We start from the raw sequence: 19470 nt of genomic DNA on the forward strand, positions 1-19470 counted from the left end.
GCCTCCGGGAGAGGCTTGCCAAGACCATCGTCGTTAACCCGCGGAGTCGATCACGTTTCACACTCCGGTGGGTCAGCGAAATGGCCGGTGAGCAGCTTGTGGGGTACCTGTCAGACCGCGGCCGGGCAGGGGCCGGACAGGGCTCAGGCGGAGAATCCGGCGACCCGCAGCGCGTGCACGAGATCCCAGTGGCGCTCCTGCGACACACCCCGCGCGGCCGTCAGCAGCAGCGGGACGAGGGTCTGCGGGCCGGGCTCGGCGCTGCGGGCGGCCTCCTCGGGGCTGCGGACCCGAACGTAGGCGTCCAGGAGCGCGGCGACCTCGCGGCGGCGGCCCTCGGCGACCAGGCCGAGGACGGCCGCGCCGATCTCGCCGGCGGGCCGGGCCACCCCCTGCCGCAGGATCTGCTCCCCGTCGGTGCCGCGCCCGGCCGCGACGAGCGCGTCCGCGGCGGCCACGAGCCGGTCGGCGGGCAGCGAGGCGGCCTCCCACAGCAGGGTCGCCCAGTCGGCGCCGAGCCCGGCGTGTTGCATCTCGGCGGCGAGCAGCGGGAACCTGGCGGCGGGCCAGTGGGCGATCTCCACCAGCAGCGCGTGCGCCTCTCCGGTACGGCCCTCCGCGCGCAGTCGCACCAGCCGCACGACCGTCTCGGCGGTCTCCCGCCGGTCCGTCCCGTCCGCGGTCACCCCCTGCGGCTCGACCTGCGCCTCGGCCCGTCCGGCCCCCGCGAACCGGGCCCCGCGCGGAGTCCGCCCCTTGGCGGCGGGCGCGGCGGGCAGCTCCGCGCCGGTATGCGGCGGTACGACGACGGGGGCGGCCTCTTCCTCGACCATCCCGGCGAACCGCGCACTGCCACGGCGCCGCTTGCGCTGCTTGGGAGCGGGGGCCTCCGGCGGCTGAGCGGAGGGGGTGGGGTGGGGTGAGGGTGCGGTGTCGGCGGGGGCGGCTTCGGGCGACGGGTGTCGAGGCGAGACGGGGACTGATGGGGCCGAAGGGTGCTGATGCGGGGCCTGCGGGTGCTGATGCGAGACGGGGTCGGCCTGCGGGGCTTCGGAGGAGACCGACGGCTCGGCGGCGTACCCCGTGAGCGCCGCGTCGGACCCGTCTCGCTGCCGAGGCATGCTCAGGGGCGCGGCGCCAAGATCCCGGTCACCGTCATCCCGTACGACGGCCCCCTGTCCCCAGGCTCCGGCGCCCCGGCGGGCATCCTCGCCAGGCGCCCGCCCCCGCGCCGCGCCGGCGCCCTCGGCACCCCCACGGACGTCGCCCTCGCGCAACCGGAACACCCCACCGTCGGCGCCCCGGCCGCGGCGGATCGCGCGAGCCTGGTCGGCCATCGCGTTGCGGTCCAACTCGTCCATCCGGGACCGGAGTTCGGCACAGCGGCGGGAGGCCCGTTCGTGGTCGTCGCGGGCCCAGGCGAGGTCGAGGCGGATCGCGTCGGCCTGGTCCTGGGTGGGGGCCGCGGCCAGCAACCGGCCCAGTTCGGCCTGCCGTTCGGCCGCGTAGCGCTGCTCGCGGAGCATCACGTCGAAGCGGTCGCCCAGCACGTCGCGCGCCCCGGGTCGGGCGTCGTGGTCGGCCAGCGCACCGGCGTGCAGCGTACGGGCGTGCTCGACCTCCGCACGGGCGGCTTCGGCGCCGTATCCCGTCGCGAGGTCCTGGAGGAGCGCCTCGACGACGTCCCAGGGCGGCACTTCACGTCCGTCGAGGCAGGCCCGCATACCGTCCGGGTCCCGCTGCCAGAACACCGCGCACCACCCGGCGCCCTGGTCGAGGCGCGCCAGCAGGCCCGCGAGGTAGTTCGTGAACTCCCGCACCCGACCCGGGAGTTGTTCCACAGCCATGCCCAAACTCCCGCCCGCCCGGAGGACTCCAGTCCGTAAGGCAACACCAGCCGTGTTACGAACGGGCTACGACAAGTTTTCAAAGGGGCAGCAGGAGTCTCATGACGCGACCGCGGCCGCTGAGCGAACTCCCGTCACACACCGGCCGGCTCACAGAGCCCCGCCAGCTCGTCCATGGAGAGCCCGAGGACCCGCGCGAGCGCGGCCACGGTGAAGAAGGCCGGCGTCGGAGCCCGCCCGGTCTCGATCTTCCGGAGGGTCTCGGCGGAGATCCCGGCGCTCGCCGCGATCTCGGTCATGCTGCGGCCGCCGCGGGCCTCGCGGAGCAGCCGCCCGAGCCGCTCGCCGCGCTCGCGCTCTTCAGGGGTCAGTGGGGTGCGCACCATGACCCCATTCTAATACCGGTATAGTAATTGGCATGGTGGAGCTCAAGACAGACACATCGATCGATGCCATGTACGCCGCGGGACAGGTGGTCGGGCGCGCCCTGACCGCCGTACGAGAAGCCGCTGACGTGGGCGTTTCCCTGCTGGAGCTGGACGAGGTGGCGCGCGGGGTGCTGCGGGAGGCGGGGGCGTCGTCGCCGTTCCTCGGGTACCGGCCGTCCTTCGCGACCACGCCGTTCCCGGCGGTCATCTGCGCCTCGGTGAACGACGCGATCGTGCACGGCATCCCGACCGGCTACCGGCTGCGCGACGGCGACCTCGTCTCGATCGACTGCGGTGCCCAACTGGACGGCTGGGCGGGCGACTCGGCGATCAGCTTCACCGTGGGCACACCGCGCCCGGCCGACCTGAGGCTGATCGAGACCGCCGAGCGGGCGCTCGCGGCCGGGATCGAGGCGGCCGTCGTGGGCAACCGCATCGGGGACATCGCGCACGCGATCGGCCGGGTGTGCCGGGACGCGGGCTACGGCATCCCGCAGGGTTTCGGCGGCCACGGCATCGGCCGTCGTATGCACGAGGACCCGGGCGTGCCGAACGAGGGACGTCCCGGCCGCGGGATGCCGCTGCGGCACGGCATGGCCCTCGCGATCGAGCCGATGCTCATCGGCAGCGGCAAGGACGGCTACCACGAGGCGGCCGACGGCTGGACGCTGCGGACGAACGACGGCTCCCGCGCCGCCCACGCCGAACACAGCGTGGCGATCACGGAGTCAGGCCCACGGATCCTCACCGCCCGCTGACCCGGGGTAGCCTGCCCGCCTGATCGTCGGGGGCTCGGGGAGGGGCGTACGTGGGTTTCAAGCGGCTGTTCGGGGGCGGGGACGAGGCGGTCGAGGTGGACACCCGGATCCTGGGACCGGCACTGCCGGGCGGGCGGCTCCGCGGCGAGGTGCTGCTCCGGGGCGGCCGCCGTGACCTGTACGTCGACTACCTCGACCTCCAGGTGCGGGTGCGGTGCGCGGACTTCGACGGCCACGAGAGCTCGTACGAGGTCGACACCCACTCCGCGGAACCCGCCGGGTTCACCCTCCGCAAGGGCGAGGAGCGCAGGCTCACCTTCTCCCAACGGCTGCCCTGGGAAACGCCGTTGACCGAACTCGGCGGACGGGCCCTCGGCACCGCGCTGTCCGTGAGGAGCCGGATCACCCGGGGCGACGACGACGGCGTCGACGTGGACGACGACCTGCTGCACGTCTCCGCGCTGCCGCTGCACGAGGCGGTGCTGGACGTGTTCGCGGAGGAGGGATACCTCTGCGAGTCGGCGCGTGTCGACGAGGGCGACGTCCCGGATACCGAGCAGCGGCTCGGCATCGTCCAGACCCTGCTGCTCACCGGTCATGTCCCCGGCCGGCCCGACGCGCTGGAGGTGACCTTCCAGACGAACGCCGTGGGCGCGACGGTCCACGTCCGGCGGGCGGCCCCCGACGAGCGCCACTGGGAGGACAAGCCGCCCGCCCGCCGCTTCCCCCTCGCCCACCACGAGGTGGACACCGTCGAGTGGCGGGACCGGGTCCTCGATGCGCTGGGCGAGCTGCCGTTGCCCGACAACCGCTGAACATGCCCCGCTCCCCCATCCGTGCGAAGGTGTAACCGGCTGACGCCCGGGTTACCCGACCCCGGCACATCGATCAGCGAGGGCATCCCCGGCCCGCGCGGGGATGCCGGATGGGACCAGCCATGACCAGCGGCTTCAGCGGACCGGAGGGGTACGACCCCTTCGGTGAGTTCCTCGCCCGATTCTTCGGCGGACCGCGCCCGGGACCCCGGCAGATCAACATCGGCCAGCTCCTCAGCCAGCCCGCCCGGGAGCTGGTGCGGGGCGCCGCGCAGTACGCCGCCGAGCACGGCAGCCGGGACCTGGACACCCAGCACCTGCTGCGGGCCGCGCTGTCGGCCGAACCGACCCGCAGTCTGCTCACCCGGGCCGGCGCGGACCCCGACTCCCTCGCCTCGGAGATCGACGAACGCTCCGGGCCCGTCCAGCATCCGCCGGGCGAGGCCCCGCCGCCGACCTCGCTGTCGCTGACCCCGGCCGCCAAGCGCGCCCTGCTCGACGCCCACGACCTGGCCCGCTCGCGCGGCGCCGGCTACATCGGCCCGGAGCACGTGCTGACCGCCCTGGCCGCGAACCCGGACTCGGCGGCGGGCCACATCCTCAACTCGGCCCGGTTCGCGCCGACCGGCCTGCCGCCCGAGGAGACGGCGGAGACCGGCCGGCCCGGCACCGAGCGGCCCCGCACCACGACCACGCCCACGCTCGACAAGTACGGCCGCGACCTCACCGACCTGGCCCGCCAGGGCCGGATCGACCCGGTGATCGGCCGGGACGAGGAGATCGAGCAGACCATCGAGGTGCTCTCCCGGCGCGGCAAGAACAACCCGGTGCTCATCGGGGACGCGGGTGTCGGCAAGACCGCGATCGTGGAGGGTCTGGCCCAGCGGATCGTCGACGGCGACGTCCCGGACGTGCTGACCGGCAGGCGGGTCTTCGCCCTGGACCTGACCGGGGTCGTCGCGGGGACCCGCTACCGGGGCGACTTCGAGGAACGGCTGACGAACATCGTCGGCGAGATCCGCGACAACTCCGACCGGCTGATCGTCTTCATCGACGAACTGCACACCGTCGTCGGCGCGGGCGGAGGCGGCGAGGGCGGCTCGATGGACGCCGGGAACATCCTCAAACCGGCCCTGGCGCGCGGTGAGTTGCACATCGTGGGCGCCACCACGCTGGAGGAGTTCCGCCGGATCGAGAAGGACGCGGCCCTGGCCCGTCGCTTCCAGCCGATCCTGGTCCCCGAGCCGACGACCGAGGACACCATCGAGATCCTGCGCGGCCTGTACGACCGCTACGAGGCCCACCACCAAGTCCGGTACGCCGACGAGGCGTTGGTGGCCGCCGTAGAGCTGTCCGACCGCTACCTCACCGACCGCCGCCTCCCGGACAAGGCGATCGACCTCATCGACCAGGCGGGCGCGCGGGTACGGCTGCGGGCGCGCACCAAGGGCACGGACGTACGGGCGCTGGAGCGCGAGGTCGACCAGCTGACCCTGGACAAGGACCAGGCGGTCGCCGCCGAGCAGTACGAGCAGGCCACCCAACTGCGCGATCGGATCGCCGAGTTGAGGCAGCGGATCGGCGCGGCCGCCGGGGACGGCGAGGCCGACGAGGGCCAGCACCTGGAGGTGACGGCCGAGGCGATCGCCGAGGTGGTGTCCCGGCTGACCGGCATCCCGGTCAGCAGTCTCACCGAGGAGGAGAAGGACCGTCTGCTCGGCCTGGAGGCCCATCTGCACGACCGGGTGGTGGGCCAGGACGAGGCGGTCTCCGTGGTCTCCGACGCGGTCCTGCGCTCCCGCGCCGGGCTCGCCAGCCCCGACCGCCCGATCGGCAGTTTCCTGTTCCTCGGCCCGACCGGCGTCGGCAAGACGGAACTGGCCCGCGCCCTCGCCGAGGCGCTGTTCGGCAGCGAGGAGCGCATGGTCCGCCTCGACATGAGCGAGTACCAGGAACGCCACACCGTCAGCCGCCTGGTGGGCGCCCCGCCCGGCTATGTCGGCCACGAGGAGGCGGGCCAGCTGACGGAGGCCGTCCGCCGGCACCCGTACTCCCTGCTCCTGCTGGACGAGGTGGAGAAGGCCCACCCGGACGTCTTCAACATCCTCCTCCAGGTCCTCGACGACGGCCGCCTCACCGACTCCCAGGGCCGCACGGTCGACTTCACCAACACGGTCATCGTCATGACCAGCAACCTGGGCTCCGAGGCGATCACCCGCCGGGGCACGGGAATCGGCTTCGGCACGAGCGACCCGAAGGCCGACGAGGAGGCGATCCGGCGCCCCCTCAAGGACCACTTCCGCCCCGAGTTCCTGAACCGCATCGACGAGATAGTCGTCTTCCGCCAGCTCACCGCGGACCAACTACGCGAGATCACCAACCTGTTGCTGGAACACACCCGCCGTCTGCTCCAGGCCCAGGGCGTGACAGTGGACTTCACCGACGAGGCGGTCAACTGGCTGGCAGAACACGGCTACCAGCCCGAGTACGGCGCCCGCCCCCTGCGCCGCACGATCCAACGGGAGGTGGACAACCAACTGTCCCGACTCCTGCTGAACGGCACGATCGCAGAGGGCGGACGGGTGACGGTCGATGTGAAGGACGGAACCTTGGATTTCCGGTAGGTCTTTTGGCTACGGCGCAGGCTGCACCACTTGCGCAGACCCCCCACCCCGCCGCACCGTCTCCGCCGCCGCAAGCCACTTCCCACCCGGCAACCGTTGCACGCCGGTCGCCGCCCCGATCTCGGCATTCAACTTGAACGAATGCCCGATGGCCTCCAACTGCGCCTTCACCGCACTCCCGTTGTAGAGCGCCGGCTCCATCTCGGTCTGCGTCGCGTTCCGCTGACTGACCCGAGGCGCCGCGATCGCATCCACCAGCGGCAACCCCCGATCGACGAACTCGGTCAACACCTGAAGCACGGTGGTGATGATGGTCGCCCCACCAGGAGACCCCAGAGCCACCACAGGCTTGTCATGACGGTCCAGCACGATCGTCGGCGAAATAGAGGACCGCGGCCGCTTCCCAGGCCCCGGCAGATTCGGGTCGTGCACCGCGGGATTCGCCGGCGCGAAGGAGAAGTCCGTCAACTCGTTGTTGAGGATGAACCCCCGCCCCGGCACGGTGATCGCGCTACCGCCGGTCTGCTCGATGGTCAGCGTGTAGGAGACGACGTTCCCCCACTTGTCGGCCACCGTCAGATGCGTGGTGTTCTCCCCCTCGTACGTCGTGGGCGCCGCCGTCCCCCCGGCCCCGCAAGCCGCCGGATGACGAGGATCCCCCGGCGCCACCGGACTCGTCAGCACCGCGTCGTCCTTGATGAGGCAGGCCCGCGAGTCGGCGTACTTCTGCGAGAGCAGTTCCTTCGTCGGTACGTCCTCGAAGGCCGGGTCCCCGACCCACCGCCCCCGGTCCGCGAACGCGATCCGGCTGGCCTCGATGAAGTGGTGCAGGTACTGCACCTCGCTCGCCTTGGAAAGGTCGGTGTTCTCAAGGATGTTGAGCGCCTCACCGACCGTCGTGCCGCCGGAGGACGAAGGCGCGATGGAGTAGACGCCGAGCCCCCGGTACGAAGTCTTCGTGGGCTTCTGCAACTTGGCCCGATAGGCCGCGAGGTCCTTCTCCGACAGCTGACCGGGACGCGCCTTCCAGCCCGAAGCGGGGTCCACCGGCGGGTTGTTGACGGTGTCGACGATGTCGTCACCGAGGTCCCCGTGGTAGATCGCCCCGACCCCCTTGCGCCCCAACTCCGCGTACGTACGGGCGAGATCGGGGTTTTTGAAGGTGGACCCCACGACCGGCAGCTGACCACCCGGCAGGAACAGCTTCGCCGTGTCCGGGAAGTACCGGAACCGCGTCTCGTTGGACGCGGTCTGCGACCGGAACGTGTCGTCGACGACGAAACCGTCCCGCGCGATCCGCTCGGCCGGCTTCAGCACACTGCCGAGCGATCTGCTCCCCCACTTGCCGAGCGCGGTGGCCCAGGTAGCGGGCGTCCCCGGCGTACCGACGCTCAGCCCGCTGCTGACGGCGTCGGCGAAGGCGAGCGGCGCGCCGTTCTCGACGAACAGGTCGGAGCCGGCGGTGAGCGGCGCGGTCTCCCGGCCGTCGATCGTGTGCACCGTACGGGACTTGGCGTCGTAGTAGACGAAGTAGCCGCCCCCGCCGACACCGGAGGAGTACGGCTCGGTGACGCCCAGCGCCGCGGCCGTGGCGACCGCCGCGTCGACCGCGTTGCCGCCCTTCTTCAGCACCTCGATGCCGGCGGCGGAGGCGTCCGCGTCCACGCTCGCGACCGCGCCGCCGTAGCCGACGGCGACAGGGACCTTCTCAACCGGCTTCACAGCGGCGGGCGGCGCTGCCGCCCCCACCGACACCACGGCGGCCGAGACCGCCAGGACCGACAGTTTCCGTGCGACGGGGCGACGCATCCATACCTCCAGTCAGGACCGTCCGCGCAGCGTAACCACATCGCCGGGGCCCCGACAGCCCTCTTCGGGACAGGTGTCATACGAACGCCACACTTCGAACACCGGTACGTACCAGTCGTGTCGGCCCGCTAGCATGCGCGCCCATGAATGACGACGTGCGCAACATCGTCCTCGGCGTGGTCGCCGCCGGCATCAGCGCCGCGCTCGGCTGGCTCGCCCGGACGTACCTCTGGAAGCGGAAGCTGCACCGCAAGCAGGCCTTCTTCGGACTGCCGGCCAACTCCGAGTCACTGCTGGTCGTCAACCGGGACGCCGGTGGCACCGAGCTCGCGGTGCACCGGTACGACGTGTTCGCCCTGCTCGAACTCTCCGCTCTCATCAAGGACTGCGGCGCGCACGCCGACGTGGTCGCCCAGGACGTCGCCCGACAGGGCTTCGGGGAGCGCACGGAGTTCTGCGTCGGCGGTCCCTCGTCGAACCGACGCATGATGGCGCACATCAATGCCATGTTGCCCGGGGTACAGGTGACCATCGACCCCTCGGAGCCGGGTCCGATCAAGATGACCTTCCAGGTCGGCAGCGAGCGCTACCTCCTGGAGAAGGGGGTGTCCGAGTACGTCCTGCTCGCCCGTCTCACCGCCGGACAGCCAGGTCAGAGCCGCCCCGTCTTCCTGTTCTGCGGCCAGACGGCCATCACCAACCAGGCCGCGACCCGCTACCTGGCGCGCAACCACGAGCGGCTGGCCCGCAAGTACGGCGACACCTCGTTCGTCCTGCTGCTGAAGGTGGTCAACTCGCACGCGTACGGCCCGGATGTCGCCGAACTGGTCGCGGACGTGACCCGCGCGGCCCAGGCCCCGCTGCCGACGACGGAACCCTCGTCCCCACGCAACTCCCACCGCGCCTCCTGAATTGATTCACACCACAACAATCGTTACTCGCACGTAACTTACCGACGGGTTACCTCCGGTAAAGGCCCGCGGTTACCGTCTGGTCACTTTCCACTGACACGAGTAGGGAGTGACCCGTGGGACACCCTCGCAAGGCCCTGCGTACGACCACCGTGGGCGCCGTCTCCGCGGCCCTGATCGCCGGGAGCGCCCTCGGACTCGCCCCCACCGCCCAGGCGGCCGACGCCGTCCGCTTCGTCGACATCACCGGCGACGGCGGGACCGTCCTCAAGGCGAACGTCATCACGCCCGCCGGCGCCGACGGCACCCACCGATTCCCGCTGCTCGTGCTCCCCACGAGCTGGGGCCTGCCCCAGGTCGAGTACCTCGCCCAGGCCCAGAGGCTCGCGAACTCCGGCTACGTCGTCGTCAGTTACAACGTCCGCGGCTTCTGGCAGTCGGGCGGGGAGATAGAAGTGGCGGGCCCTCCCGACATAGCCGACGCGTCCAAGGTGATCGACTGGGCGCTCGCCAACACCCCGTCCGACGCCCAGCGGATCGGCATGGCGGGCGTCTCCTACGGCGCCGGCATCAGCCTGATCACCGCCGCCCAGGACAAGCGCGTCAAGGCGGTCGCCGCCCTCAGCGGCTGGGCCGACCTGATCGACTCGATCTACTCCGGGCGCACCCAGCACGTCCAGGCCTCCGCCCTCCTCGACGGCGCGAGCCTGGTCACCGGCCGCCAGAGCCCCGAACTCCGGCAGATCTTCGACGACTTCTACGCGTCGAACCTGTCGAAGGAACAGGACATGATCAATTGGGGGAAGAAACGTTCGGCCGATACCTATGTGGACCAACTGAACAAGAACGGCGCGGCGGTCATGATGGCCAACGCCTGGGGCGACACGATCTTCCCGCCCAACCAGTACGCCGACTTCTACGAGAAGCTGACCGGCCCGAAGAGACTGGAGTTCCGCCCCGGCGACCACGCCACCGCCGAGCTGACCGGGCTGTTCGGACTCCCCAACGACGTGTGGACCGACACCGAGCGCTGGTTCGACCACTACCTCAAGGGCGCGGACAACGGGATCGACCGGGAACCGCCGGTCCAGCTCAAGTCCCGTTCCACAGGCGGCTACGAGGGCTACGCGGACTGGAAGTCGGTCGGCTCGGCCACCAAGAAGATCGCCCTGTCGGGCACCACCACGATCCACACCAACGTCGACTCGGGCGCCGACGGCGGGATCGTCTTCCTCTCCAGCATCCTCGACCAGCTCGCCCAGGCGCCCCCGGTCGCCTCCATCCCCCTGCTGCCGCGCCGCTGGGCCGCCGTATGGCAGTCGGAGAAGTACCCGAGCGCCCAACGGGTGCGCGGCACCGCGAAGTTGCACACCACCGTGACTCCCACCAAGGAGAGCGGCACCCTCGTCGCCTACCTCTACGACGTGGGGCCGCTCGGCCTCGGCAAGCTGGTCTCCAACGCGCCGTACACCTTCCACGGACAGACGCCCGGAAAGCCGTTCGACGTCGACCTGGAGCTGTTCTCCACGGCCTACGACGTCCCGGCAGGGCACCGTCTGGCCCTGGTGGTCGACACGGTCGACCCGCTCTACATCGAGCACAACCCGACCGGCGCTCAGCTGACCTTCTCCTCGCCGGCGAACGACCCGTCGTACGTGTCGATTCCGCTGCGCGAGCAGTGATCTCCGGCCGGCGCCGGGCGGGTATGGCTCTGTGACTGCTGCCCCCTACGGTTCAAGGGCCGTGGGGGGACCCCCACCCGGCAGCAGCGTCCTTGGGGGCTCGTACGCCTTCACCATGGGGATGAACTGACCATCGTAGTCGAGGTTCTCGGACATGGCCGTGGCCCCTCTCAGTGCTTGAGGATCTTGGAGAGGAAGTCCCTGGCGCGCTCACTGTCGGGGTGGGTGAAGAAGTCGTCGGGGGCGCGGTCCTCGACGATCCGGCCGTCGGCCATGAAGACCACACGGTTGGCGGCCGAGCGGGCGAAGCCCATCTCGTGGGTGACGACGACCATCGTCATGCCGTCCCGGGCGAGTTGGCGCATGACCTCCAGGACCTCGTTGATCATCTCCGGGTCGAGGGCCGAGGTCGGCTCGTCGAAGAGCAGGGCCTTGGGCTCCATGGCCAGGGCGCGGGCGATGGCCACGCGCTGCTGCTGGCCGCCGGAGAGCTGGGCGGGGAACTTGTCGGCCTGGTCGGCGAGGCCCACCCGGTCGAGGAGTTCGCGCGAGCGCCGGTCGGCCTCCTCCTTCTTGCGCCCGCGCACCTTGACCTGGCCCAGCGAGATGTTCTGCAGGACCGTCTTGTGGGCGAAGAGGTTGAAGGACTGGAAGACCATGCCGACCTCGGCGCGGAGCCTGGCGAGCGTCTTGCCCTCGCTGGGCAGCGGCTGTCCGTCGAGCGTGATGGAGCCGGAGTGAATCGTCTCCAGGCGGTTGATCGTCCTGCACAGCGTGGACTTGCCCGACCCCGAGGGGCCGATGACCACGACCACCTCCCCCTTGCCGACGGTGAGGTTGATGTCCTGGAGGACATGCAGCTCCCCGTAGTACTTGTTGACGTCACGCAGTTCGATCAACGGATCGACGACGGCCATGCCCAGCCCTACTCACTCTCAGCTGTGTCGTGGTCGCCGCAACTTATCGAGGCAAGATCCCACTTAAGGAACGACACGCACTTTTCGGGCATTAGCCGTATTTACGGCGGATTGCCGAGAGTTACTCCTCGGCGACCTCGGCGTACAGCTGCGAGAGCTCGGGCACCCCGCCGGCGGCCCACTCCTGCCCGGCCTCGACGACGTCGAACTCCCGGCCGGAGTCGAGCCGGATCACCGGCTGGCCGTCCGCCCTGAGGTCCCAGGCGGCGCCGGGGACGGTGTGCACGATGACCGTGCCGAGGTAGAGCCCCGCGTCGTTGCCGAGCCGCAGCAGCGTCTCCTCGTCACCGCGCCAGTTCGGCACCATCTGGTCGAGCGCCTCCAACGACTCGGCGCTGTCGTCGAGTCGGACGCCCGCGCGCACGGCGTGGGAGCGCAGGAGTTCACACTCGGAGAGGAGTTCCGCCAGGCCCTCGGGGTCGCGGACCGCGGGCTCCTCGGGCCGTCCGCCCAGAAAAGGGATCTTCATACACCCAGCGTGTCACTCGCCCCCGGGTCCGCACCACAGGCGCGCGGGCCGCCGTTCGCGGTCGACTTCACGCCGACTTCACGCATGGTGCGTTGACGCGCCCGCCATGTCTCCTTAGCTTCGCGATGCGCCTTTCGTCCCGCGCGAGCAAAGGAGCCCGCTGTGCACCTGCGTGTTGGAGAGGGTACGGCCGTCCTCGCGTTGTTCGCGATCCTGATGGCCGGGTGCTCGGCCTCGGCCGCGCCCGCGAAGGCGTCCGTGCCCCGCGAGCGGGTCGCCCCGCTGCCCCTGGAACGGCTCTTCGACAACACGGCGGTCAGCGACGACTCCCGGCCCGGCGAGGCGGACTTCGACGGCTTCGGCGCCTCCCTGTCGGCCCGCGACCTCACCGCCGCGGGCTGGACGCCCGGCCGCGTCCTGACCGTCCAGGGCACCCGGCTGACCCTGCCGGACCGGCGGCCCGGCACCCCGGACAACCTGCGCTCCGACGGACAGCAAGTGCTGCTGCGCGGCCACGGCGACGCGCTCGCCTTCCTGGTCGCGAGCACGGGCGGCCGGGACATCGGCGGCGCCGGAACGGTCTCGTACGCGGACGGCGGCCGCTCGGACTACCGCCTCACCGCCGCCGACTGGCGCCGCGGCCCGCTCGCCACCAAGGCGCTCGCACTGCCGCACATCAACACCCACGCGGGCCAACTCACCGAGCAGGCACGGCTGTACGTGGTGACCGTGCCGTTGGCGCGCGGGCGCGAGGTGATGTCGGTACGGCTGCCCCGGGCGCCCGCGCTGCATGTGTTCGCGGTGTCCGTGCGGCCCTCGGGGCAGGGCTGGAGCGGGAGTTGGGCCACCGGCACCGGTGGGCTCGCGCCGGTGGGGCCGTGGACGGACCGGACGCTGCGGCTGGTGGTGCACACCTCGGCGGGCGGGCCACGGGTGCGGCTGCGCTTCGACAACACCTTCGCGGCGGCGCCGGTGCGGATCGGGAGCGCCACGGTGGCGGTGCAGGCGGCGGGCGCGGCGGCGCGGGAGACTCCGGTGGCGGTTTCCTTCGGCGGTGCTCCGGGCACCGAAATCCCGGCCGGGGCGCAGGCGTTGAGCGATCCGGTCGGGTTCACGGTGCCCGCGGGTGCCAACCTCCTGGTGAGTTTCCAGCTGCCGGGCACGGTGACCGCCGTACCGCTGCACCGGCTGGCGCAGCAGCGGTCGTACCTGAGTGAGCCGGGCGATCGTACGGCCGACGTCTCGCCGGCGGCGTACACCTCCGTCCTGACCGCCTGGCCGCTGCTGACCGGGGTGGACGTGGGCGGCGGGCCGGGGTCGGTGGTGGTGATCGGGGACTCGATCACCGACGGGGACAAGTCCACGGAGGGGGCGGACCGGCGGTGGCCCGACGTGCTGGCCGCCCGGCTGCGGGCGCAGAGCGCGGTCCCGCGGTACGGGGTGCTCAACCAGGGGATCTCGGCGAACCGCGTGGTCACCGACCGGTATCCCGGGGACGGGGTCTCCACGGACCTGGCCGGGGTGAGCGCGCTGCACCGCTTCGACCGGGACGTCCTCGCGCAGACGTCGGTGCGGACAGTGGTGGTGTTCGAGGGGGTCAACGACCTGCGGACGGGCACATCGGCGCGGGATCTCGTCGCGGGGCTGCGGGAACTCGCCGAGCGGGGGCACGCGCGCGGGCTGCGGATGCTCGCGGCGACGATCCTGCCGTGCGGCGGCGAGGCCCGCTGCACGGCCGCCGTCGACACGGACCGGACCGAGGTCAACGCCTGGATCCGGGACTCCGGGGTCTTCGACGGCGTCCTGGACTTCGACGCGGCGGTGCGCGACCCGGCCGACCCGGCGCGGATGCTGCCGGCGTACGACAGCGGGGACCATCTGCATCCCGGGGACGCGGGGTTGGCGGCGATGGCCGGGGCGGTGGATCTGACAGCGCTGTGAGCGACAGTGTTGTGAGTGATCACACGTCCAGATCGACCACCACCGGCGCGTGGTCCGACGCTCCCTTGCCCTTGCGCTCCTCGCGGTCGACGTACGCGTCGGTGACGGCCTTCGCGAACGGTTCGTTGCCGTAGACCAGGTCGATGCGCATGCCGCGGTTCTTGGGGAAGCAGAGCTGGCGGTAGTCCCAGTACGTGAAGGGGTGGTCGTACTTGAGGGGGCGCGGGACCACGTCGGACAGGCCCGCCTCGCGCAGGGCGGTGAGAGCCGCGCGCTCGGCCGGGGTGACGTGGGTGAGGCCCTCGAAGGCGGCCACGTCGTAGACGTCGTCGTCCGTCGGCGCGACGTTGTAGTCGCCCAGGACCGCGAAGGGGCGGGCGCCCGCCGCGTCCCCGGCGACGGCCGCCTTCAGGGCCTCGAACCACTGGAGCTTGTAGGCGTAGTGCGGGTGGTCGACCTCGCGGCCGTTCGGTACGTACACCGACCACACGCGGACCGGGCCGCAGGTCGCGGAGATCGCGCGGGGTTCGGGGGCGCCGTCGTAGCCGGGGTCGCCGGGCAGGCCCTTGACGACGTCCTCCAGGCCGACCCGGGAGAGCACCGCCACGCCGTTCCACCGCCCGGTCGCGTTGACCGCCGCCTCGTAGCCCGCCTCGCGCAGCTGGTCGAACGGGAACTGGTCCTCGGCGAGCTTGGCCTCCTGGAGGCACAGCACGTCGGTGCCGCTGCTCTCCAGCCAGGCCAGCAGCCTCGGGAGACGGGCCGTGATCGAGTTGACGTTCCAGGTCGCGATGCGCATGTCCCACAACCTACCGGGCGCCACTGACACTCACACCGAGGTGCTCTCCCCGGGCTTGAGGCGCAGGTGCTCCGCGCCGCCGAGGGCGCCGATCTGGTTGTCATAGATGGGCCGGGCTAGGTCGGTGAGGAGGGCGTCGTGGATGTCGTAGGCGCGCTGCGGCTTGAGCTCGCGGACGTAGTCGATGACCTCGGAGATCTTGCTCCAGGGGGCCATGACGGGGAGCATCAGCGTCTCGACGGCATGCTCGGGGACGGTGAGGGCGTCGCCGGGGTGGAAGACCTTGCCGCCGTCGACGAGGTAGCCGACGTTGGTGATGCGCGGGATGTCCGGGTGGATCACCGCGTGCAGCTCTCCGTGGACCTGGACGTCGAAACCGGCGGCGGTGAAGGTGTCGCCGTGGCCGACGGTGTGCACCCGGCCCGGGAAGGCGGCCGAGATCTTCTCGGCGACCGACCTCAGCGTCCAGATCTCGGCGGCCGGGTTGGCGTCCAGGGCCGTCCGCAGCCGCTCCTCGCTGAAGTGGTCGGGGTGTTCGTGCGTGATCAGGATCGCGTCCGCGCCGAGGGCGGCGTCCTCCTCGCTGAACGCCCCCGGGTCGAGGACGAGCGTCCGGCCGTCCTTCTCCAGGCGGACACAGGCGTGCGACATCTTCGTGAGCTTCATGCGAACCATCCTGCCCCTCGTCGCGCGCGGACGGGCAGCCGAGGCGGGTGCTCTCGCCACCCGTCTCGGACGATCACTCGGTGGGCGTGGTCTCCTCGCGGATCACCTGCTGGGCCACCTTGAAGGCGCTGTTGGCCGCCGGGACACCGCAGTAGACGGCCGCCTGGAGGAGGACCTCCTTGATCTCGGTGGGGGTCAGGCCGTTGCGCAGGGCGGCCCGGGTGTGGAAGGCGAGCTCGTCGAGGTGGCCGCCCCCGACCAGCGCGGTGAGGGTGGCGACACTGCGGGAGCGGCGGTCGAGCCCCGGCCGGTCCCAGATCTCGCCCCAGGCGTAGCGGGTGATGAACTCCTGGAAGTCCCCGGAGAAGTCGTCGGCCTGCGCCAGCGCCCGGTCGACGTGCGCGTCGCCGAGCACCTCGCGGCGCACCTTGATGCCCGCGTCGTACGGGTCGGGACGGCCCCCGGTGTGGGGGTCGGGGACGGCCGGGGCGATCTCGGCGATCGCGACGGGCTGCGGCGGCGCGGCCGCCGCGAGAACCGGCTTGACGGGCGCCGCGGGGATCGCCGTCTGGCCGGTCGTGGAGTCGAAGGCGGGCTGCCAGGCCGTGGAGAAATGCCTGAACAGCAGGTCGGTGACGGCGGCGGGCTGCTCGACCGGCACCAGGTGGGAGGCGCCGGGGACCACGGCCAGCCGCGCGTCCGGGATGCCCGCGACCAGGGTGCGGGCCTCGGCGGGCCCGGTGACCTGGTCGTCCGAGCCGACCAGGACGAGCGTCGGCACCCCGATCCGGCCGAGGTCGGTCCGTACGTCGAAGGAGGCGAGCGCCTCGCAGGCGGCGATGTAGCAGCCGGGGTCGGTGGTGCGGACCATCTGCACGGCCCAGTCGGTGATCGCGGGCTGCGCGGCGGCGAACCCGGAGGTGAACCAGCGGTCGGGCGAGGTGCGGGCGATGGGATCGAGCCCGTTCGTCCGTACGATCACCCCGCGCTGCCGGAACTCGTCCGCGGTGCCGAACCTCGGCGAGGCCGCGATCAGCGCGAGCGAGGCGAGGCGCTCGGGGTGGTTGAGCGCCAGCTCCATCCCGATGGCGCCGCCGAGCGCGCAGCCCGCGTAGCCGAAGCGCTGCACCCCGAACTGGTCGAGGGTGGCGAGCAGCCGCGCGGCGAGATCGGTGACGGAGCCCGCCGGGTACGCGGGCGCGCCGCCGTGCCCGGGCAGGTCGAACCGGAAGACCCGCCACTGCTTGACCAGGTCGGGCACCTGGCGGTCCCACATGTGCCAGGTCGTCCCGATCGACGGACCCAGGATGAGCACCGGGGCGTCTTCCGGGCCGTCGAAGCGGTACTGGAGGGCGGGGGTCTTCGTCTCACTCACGTAGCCCACGCTAACCGCCCTTTCTGAACATCCGGGCCCATGGCCCCAAGTCCTCACACCGGGCTCCCGAACATCGACGGGGAACTCTCACACGGCCTTCACCGGATGCCGGGGGGGCTCGGTCGGGGGGTGGGTCGGTCGGGGAGGGTGGGTCGGTGGTCGGCGGGCGGCGGTCGGCCGAGGCGGGCGGGTCAGAGGTCGGTCGGTCCAAGGTCGGTCGGTCAGAGGTCGGTCGGGGTGCCGAGGCCTGTGAGGGCGCCGACCGGGTCCAGGTCGGGGGTGCCGCGGGGCCACCAGTCGTCGTGGCCCGGTTCCGACTCGTAGGCGTACCACAGGCCGTCCTGGCCCAGCCGGAGTTGGACATGGCCGTGCGGGTGGGTGAGGTGGTTGCGCCACGGCCGGAAGACCGGGAGGTCGGCGGCGAGGAGGAGCGGGCGGGCGCGGTCGAATCGGCCGGCCGGCGGGTCCCACGGCTCTTCGAGGACGGCGAGGCCCTCCAGGCCGCCCTGGCGCCACGCGGCGACCGCGCGCGCCAGGTCGGCCGGGGTGCGGCCGGTCGCGGTGGCGAGCGAGGCGTAGAGCGCGCGGGTCCCGGCGGTGAGCCCGGAACCGGGGCGGGCCGCGGCGAGCCGTACCGCGTCCTGCCACAGGGTCAGGTCGCCGACGGGGTCACGGCCGGTGGCGAGCAGGGCGTGGGCGCGGGCCGCGGCGTCGGTGGCCAGCTGGTCCAGGGCGAAGGGGTCGGGGCCGCCCGGGGCCGCCGGGTAGGCGGGCGGCTGCTCGGGATGGGCGGGGAGCGGCAACGGGGCGGGCAGCGGCGGGAGTCGACGGTCCCCCACGGCTTCGCTCGCGCGGACGCCCGGTAGCGGCGCGGGCTCCTGGTCCTGGGCGGCGCGGGCCGCGCGGGTGGCGCTGAGCCGGGACAGGGAGTCGAGCAGTTCGCGCTCGCCGCGGCCCCGCAGCAGGAGCAGGACGAACGGGTCGGCGTCGAGGAGGCGTGCGGTCTGGTAGCAGAGGGCGGCTGCGTGCTTACAGGGGTGACCGCGGTCGGGGCAGCTGCACTGCGGTTCGAGGTCGCCGGGGCCCGGGAGCAGCGGGACACCGCACTCCGCGAGCGACTGAGGCATCTCCTTGTCGAGCAGCGCGGCGATGTGTCCCGTCCGGTCGGCGGCGCGTTCCAGGAACCGGTCCCAGTCGGCGTCCACGAGCGTCCGCAACCGAACCTGTACGCGGTACGGGCGGGGGCGGCTCCCCTGCACGTACGCCAGCACGAGCCCCGGCGTCACGGTGATCGCGTCCACGTGTCCCTGCGCGGCATAACCACGCCCTCGCGCCAGCCGCTTGGCATCGAGCGCCCCCTCCTCCAACGCCCGCACCCACGCGTTCCCCCACCACGTCTCCGCGAACCCGTCGGTACCGGAGGGCCGGGGCGGAAAGGCGGCGAAGGTCCGACGGAGGTCGCTGTCTCGGCCGGGGGCGGCCATGGAGTGGGGGCGGTGGGGGGTGGTCGGTGAGGGTGGAGGCGGGGGCGGGGGTGTGGATGCGGGCGGGGGCGAGGTCGGGGACGGGGACGCGGGTGAGGTCGGCGACGGAGACGGGGATGAGGCCGGGGAGGGGGATGCAGCTCGGGACGGGGTCGGGAATGGGGAGACGGCTCGGGACGGGGACGAGGTCGGGGACGGGGAAGCGGCTCGGGAGGGGGCTGGGGGCGGAGTGGGGGCCGGGGCTCGGGACGGGGACGACGGGGACGACGGGGAAAGCATGGTGTCCGGGTTGGCCGTGGGAGCGGGGGGCAGGACGCCGGGATCGCGCTGCGCTGCCTCGCTGTCGGCCTCGGTCTGCTCTTCCGGCGTCACGTCGTCTACGGGCATCTCGAAGGCGCCGGCCAGCAACCGCCGTACGTCACGTGCCCGGACGCCGGGGGCCGCGCTGGGCCGGTCCTCGGTGGAAGCGGTGTTCGGGGCGGGGAAGGGACGGCGTGTTTCCGCTGCGGACTTCGAGCCTGTCGCGGGAGGCGTGGAGGTCCGTTGGTCGGTGGGGGTGGTCTCCGACGGCGCTGCGGTGGAGTCCCTGGGGCGACGCCGATCGAGCGGGTCGATCCCCGACAACTCCGCCGCGGAGGCCGTGGGGTGGCCCCGGTCGAGAGGGCCCGTCCCCGACGACTCCCCCGCGGGAACCATAGGGTGACGCCGGTCGAGAGGGTCCGTCCCCGACAACTCCGCCGCGGAGGCCGTGGGGTGGTGTCGATCGGCGGAGTCAGACCCCGGCGAATCCGCGGCGCGGGCCTTGGGGTGCCGTCGGTCGGCGGGGGCGGGTTCCGGGATCGGCGGAAGTGCGCGTCGGGGGCGGCGGGTGGCCTCGGCCTCCGC

Annotated in this window: 15 protein-coding genes; 6 read left to right on the top strand and 9 right to left on the bottom strand. The window is 72.1% G+C overall.

All coding sequences use genetic code 11. The features are described 5' to 3' along the window. Positions 1–143: 143 nt before the first annotated feature. Both ABZ896_RS03745 and ABZ896_RS03750 read right to left on the bottom strand, forming a co-directional pair. A complete protein-coding gene (locus ABZ896_RS03745) occupies positions 144–1847 on the bottom strand; it encodes a hypothetical protein (protein ID WP_360921328.1) in 1704 nt (567 codons plus the stop codon). Between the two features lie 134 nt (positions 1848–1981). Beyond that, the gene (locus tag ABZ896_RS03750) at positions 1982–2233 is read right to left on the bottom strand and encodes a helix-turn-helix transcriptional regulator (protein WP_360921331.1); all 252 of its coding nucleotides are present in this window, start codon (positions 2231–2233) and stop codon (positions 1982–1984) included. A 32-nt stretch (positions 2234–2265) separates the two neighbouring features. Between ABZ896_RS03750 and map the strand changes: the two genes are divergently transcribed. From map to ABZ896_RS03765, 3 genes are all read left to right on the top strand, one after another. Then, a complete protein-coding gene (gene map, locus ABZ896_RS03755; protein ID WP_360921334.1) occupies positions 2266–3033 on the top strand; it encodes a type I methionyl aminopeptidase in 768 nt (255 codons plus the stop codon). A 50-nt stretch (positions 3034–3083) separates the two neighbouring features. Next, positions 3084–3848 (top strand): sporulation protein, encoded by a 765-nt coding sequence (locus ABZ896_RS03760; protein ID WP_360921337.1) that lies wholly within the window; start codon positions 3084–3086, stop codon positions 3846–3848. Between the two features lie 122 nt (positions 3849–3970). After that, positions 3971–6472, top strand: coding sequence for an ATP-dependent Clp protease ATP-binding subunit (locus ABZ896_RS03765; RefSeq protein ID WP_360921340.1), 2502 nt, complete (start codon positions 3971–3973; stop codon positions 6470–6472). A 9-nt stretch (positions 6473–6481) separates the two neighbouring features. Here ABZ896_RS03765 and ggt read toward each other — a convergent pair whose 3' ends face one another. After that, a complete protein-coding gene (ggt, locus tag ABZ896_RS03770) occupies positions 6482–8281 on the bottom strand; it encodes a gamma-glutamyltransferase (protein ID WP_360921343.1) in 1800 nt (599 codons plus the stop codon). Between the two features lie 143 nt (positions 8282–8424). Here ggt and ABZ896_RS03775 point away from each other — a divergent pair, with 143 nt between their 5' ends. Continuing rightward, the gene (locus ABZ896_RS03775; RefSeq protein WP_360921346.1) at positions 8425–9192 is read left to right on the top strand and encodes a hypothetical protein; all 768 of its coding nucleotides are present in this window, start codon (positions 8425–8427) and stop codon (positions 9190–9192) included. Positions 9193–9308: 116 nt separating this feature from the next. After that, on the top strand, positions 9309–10874 hold the full coding sequence (locus ABZ896_RS03780) for an alpha/beta fold hydrolase (protein WP_360921349.1): 1566 nt from the start codon (positions 9309–9311) through the stop codon (positions 10872–10874). Between the two features lie 170 nt (positions 10875–11044). On the opposite strand, the gene ABZ896_RS03785 is transcribed toward ABZ896_RS03780, so the two are convergent. Next, positions 11045–11791, bottom strand: coding sequence for an amino acid ABC transporter ATP-binding protein (locus tag ABZ896_RS03785; RefSeq protein WP_360921352.1), 747 nt, complete (start codon positions 11789–11791; stop codon positions 11045–11047). A 121-nt stretch (positions 11792–11912) separates the two neighbouring features. Further along, complete coding sequence (locus ABZ896_RS03790; protein ID WP_360921355.1) at positions 11913–12320, bottom strand: DUF6278 family protein; 408 nt, start codon at positions 12318–12320, stop codon at positions 11913–11915. Between the two features lie 216 nt (positions 12321–12536). Here ABZ896_RS03790 and ABZ896_RS03795 point away from each other — a divergent pair, with 216 nt between their 5' ends. After that, positions 12537–14261, top strand: coding sequence for an SGNH/GDSL hydrolase family protein (locus ABZ896_RS03795; RefSeq protein ID WP_360921453.1), 1725 nt, complete (start codon positions 12537–12539; stop codon positions 14259–14261). Positions 14262–14280: 19 nt separating this feature from the next. Here ABZ896_RS03795 and ABZ896_RS03800 read toward each other — a convergent pair whose 3' ends face one another. From ABZ896_RS03800 to ABZ896_RS03815, 4 genes are all read right to left on the bottom strand, one after another. Beyond that, positions 14281–15060 (bottom strand): exodeoxyribonuclease III, encoded by a 780-nt coding sequence (locus ABZ896_RS03800; RefSeq protein WP_360921358.1) that lies wholly within the window; start codon positions 15058–15060, stop codon positions 14281–14283. Between the two features lie 30 nt (positions 15061–15090). Then, entirely contained in the window at positions 15091–15726 is a 636-nt protein-coding gene (locus ABZ896_RS03805) for an MBL fold metallo-hydrolase (RefSeq protein ID WP_360921361.1), read from the bottom strand. Positions 15727–15799: 73 nt separating this feature from the next. Further along, on the bottom strand, positions 15800–17101 hold the full coding sequence (gene pcaC / locus ABZ896_RS03810) for a 4-carboxymuconolactone decarboxylase (RefSeq protein WP_360921364.1): 1302 nt from the start codon (positions 17099–17101) through the stop codon (positions 15800–15802). Positions 17102–17322: 221 nt separating this feature from the next. Then, on the bottom strand, positions 17323–19281 hold the full coding sequence (locus ABZ896_RS03815; protein WP_360921366.1) for an SWIM zinc finger family protein: 1959 nt from the start codon (positions 19279–19281) through the stop codon (positions 17323–17325). Between the last annotated feature and the right edge of the window lie 189 nt (positions 19282–19470).

The sequence above is a fragment of the Streptomyces sp. NPDC047072 genome (assembly GCF_040643855.1).
In the GTDB taxonomy this organism is placed as follows: Bacteria; Actinomycetota; Actinomycetes; order Streptomycetales; family Streptomycetaceae; genus Streptomyces.

What these genes read in the sequence shown, in the direction of transcription:
- ggt (WP_360921343.1), bottom strand. Translation starts at nt 8,281, where the DNA reads ATGCGTCGCCCCGTCGCACGGAAACTGTCGGTCCTGGCGGTCTCGGCC.
- ABZ896_RS03790 (WP_360921355.1), bottom strand. Translation starts at nt 12,320, where the DNA reads ATGAAGATCCCTTTTCTGGGCGGACGGCCCGAGGAGCCCGCGGTCCGC.
- ABZ896_RS03800 (WP_360921358.1), bottom strand. Translation starts at nt 15,060, where the DNA reads ATGCGCATCGCGACCTGGAACGTCAACTCGATCACGGCCCGTCTCCCG.
- ABZ896_RS03745 (WP_360921328.1), bottom strand. Translation starts at nt 1,847, where the DNA reads ATGGCTGTGGAACAACTCCCGGGTCGGGTGCGGGAGTTCACGAACTAC.
- ABZ896_RS03750 (WP_360921331.1), bottom strand. Translation starts at nt 2,233, where the DNA reads ATGGTGCGCACCCCACTGACCCCTGAAGAGCGCGAGCGCGGCGAGCGG.
- ABZ896_RS03805 (WP_360921361.1), bottom strand. Translation starts at nt 15,726, where the DNA reads ATGAAGCTCACGAAGATGTCGCACGCCTGTGTCCGCCTGGAGAAGGAC.
- ABZ896_RS03815 (WP_360921366.1), bottom strand. Translation starts at nt 19,281, where the DNA reads ATGGTTCCCGCGGGGGAGTCGTCGGGGACGGGCCCTCTCGACCGGGGC.
- ABZ896_RS03785 (WP_360921352.1), bottom strand. Translation starts at nt 11,791, where the DNA reads ATGGCCGTCGTCGATCCGTTGATCGAACTGCGTGACGTCAACAAGTAC.
- ABZ896_RS03775 (WP_360921346.1), top strand. Translation starts at nt 8,425, where the DNA reads ATGAATGACGACGTGCGCAACATCGTCCTCGGCGTGGTCGCCGCCGGC.
- ABZ896_RS03765 (WP_360921340.1), top strand. Translation starts at nt 3,971, where the DNA reads ATGACCAGCGGCTTCAGCGGACCGGAGGGGTACGACCCCTTCGGTGAG.
- map (WP_360921334.1), top strand. Translation starts at nt 2,266, where the DNA reads ATGGTGGAGCTCAAGACAGACACATCGATCGATGCCATGTACGCCGCG.
- ABZ896_RS03795 (WP_360921453.1), top strand. Translation starts at nt 12,537, where the DNA reads ATGGCCGGGTGCTCGGCCTCGGCCGCGCCCGCGAAGGCGTCCGTGCCC.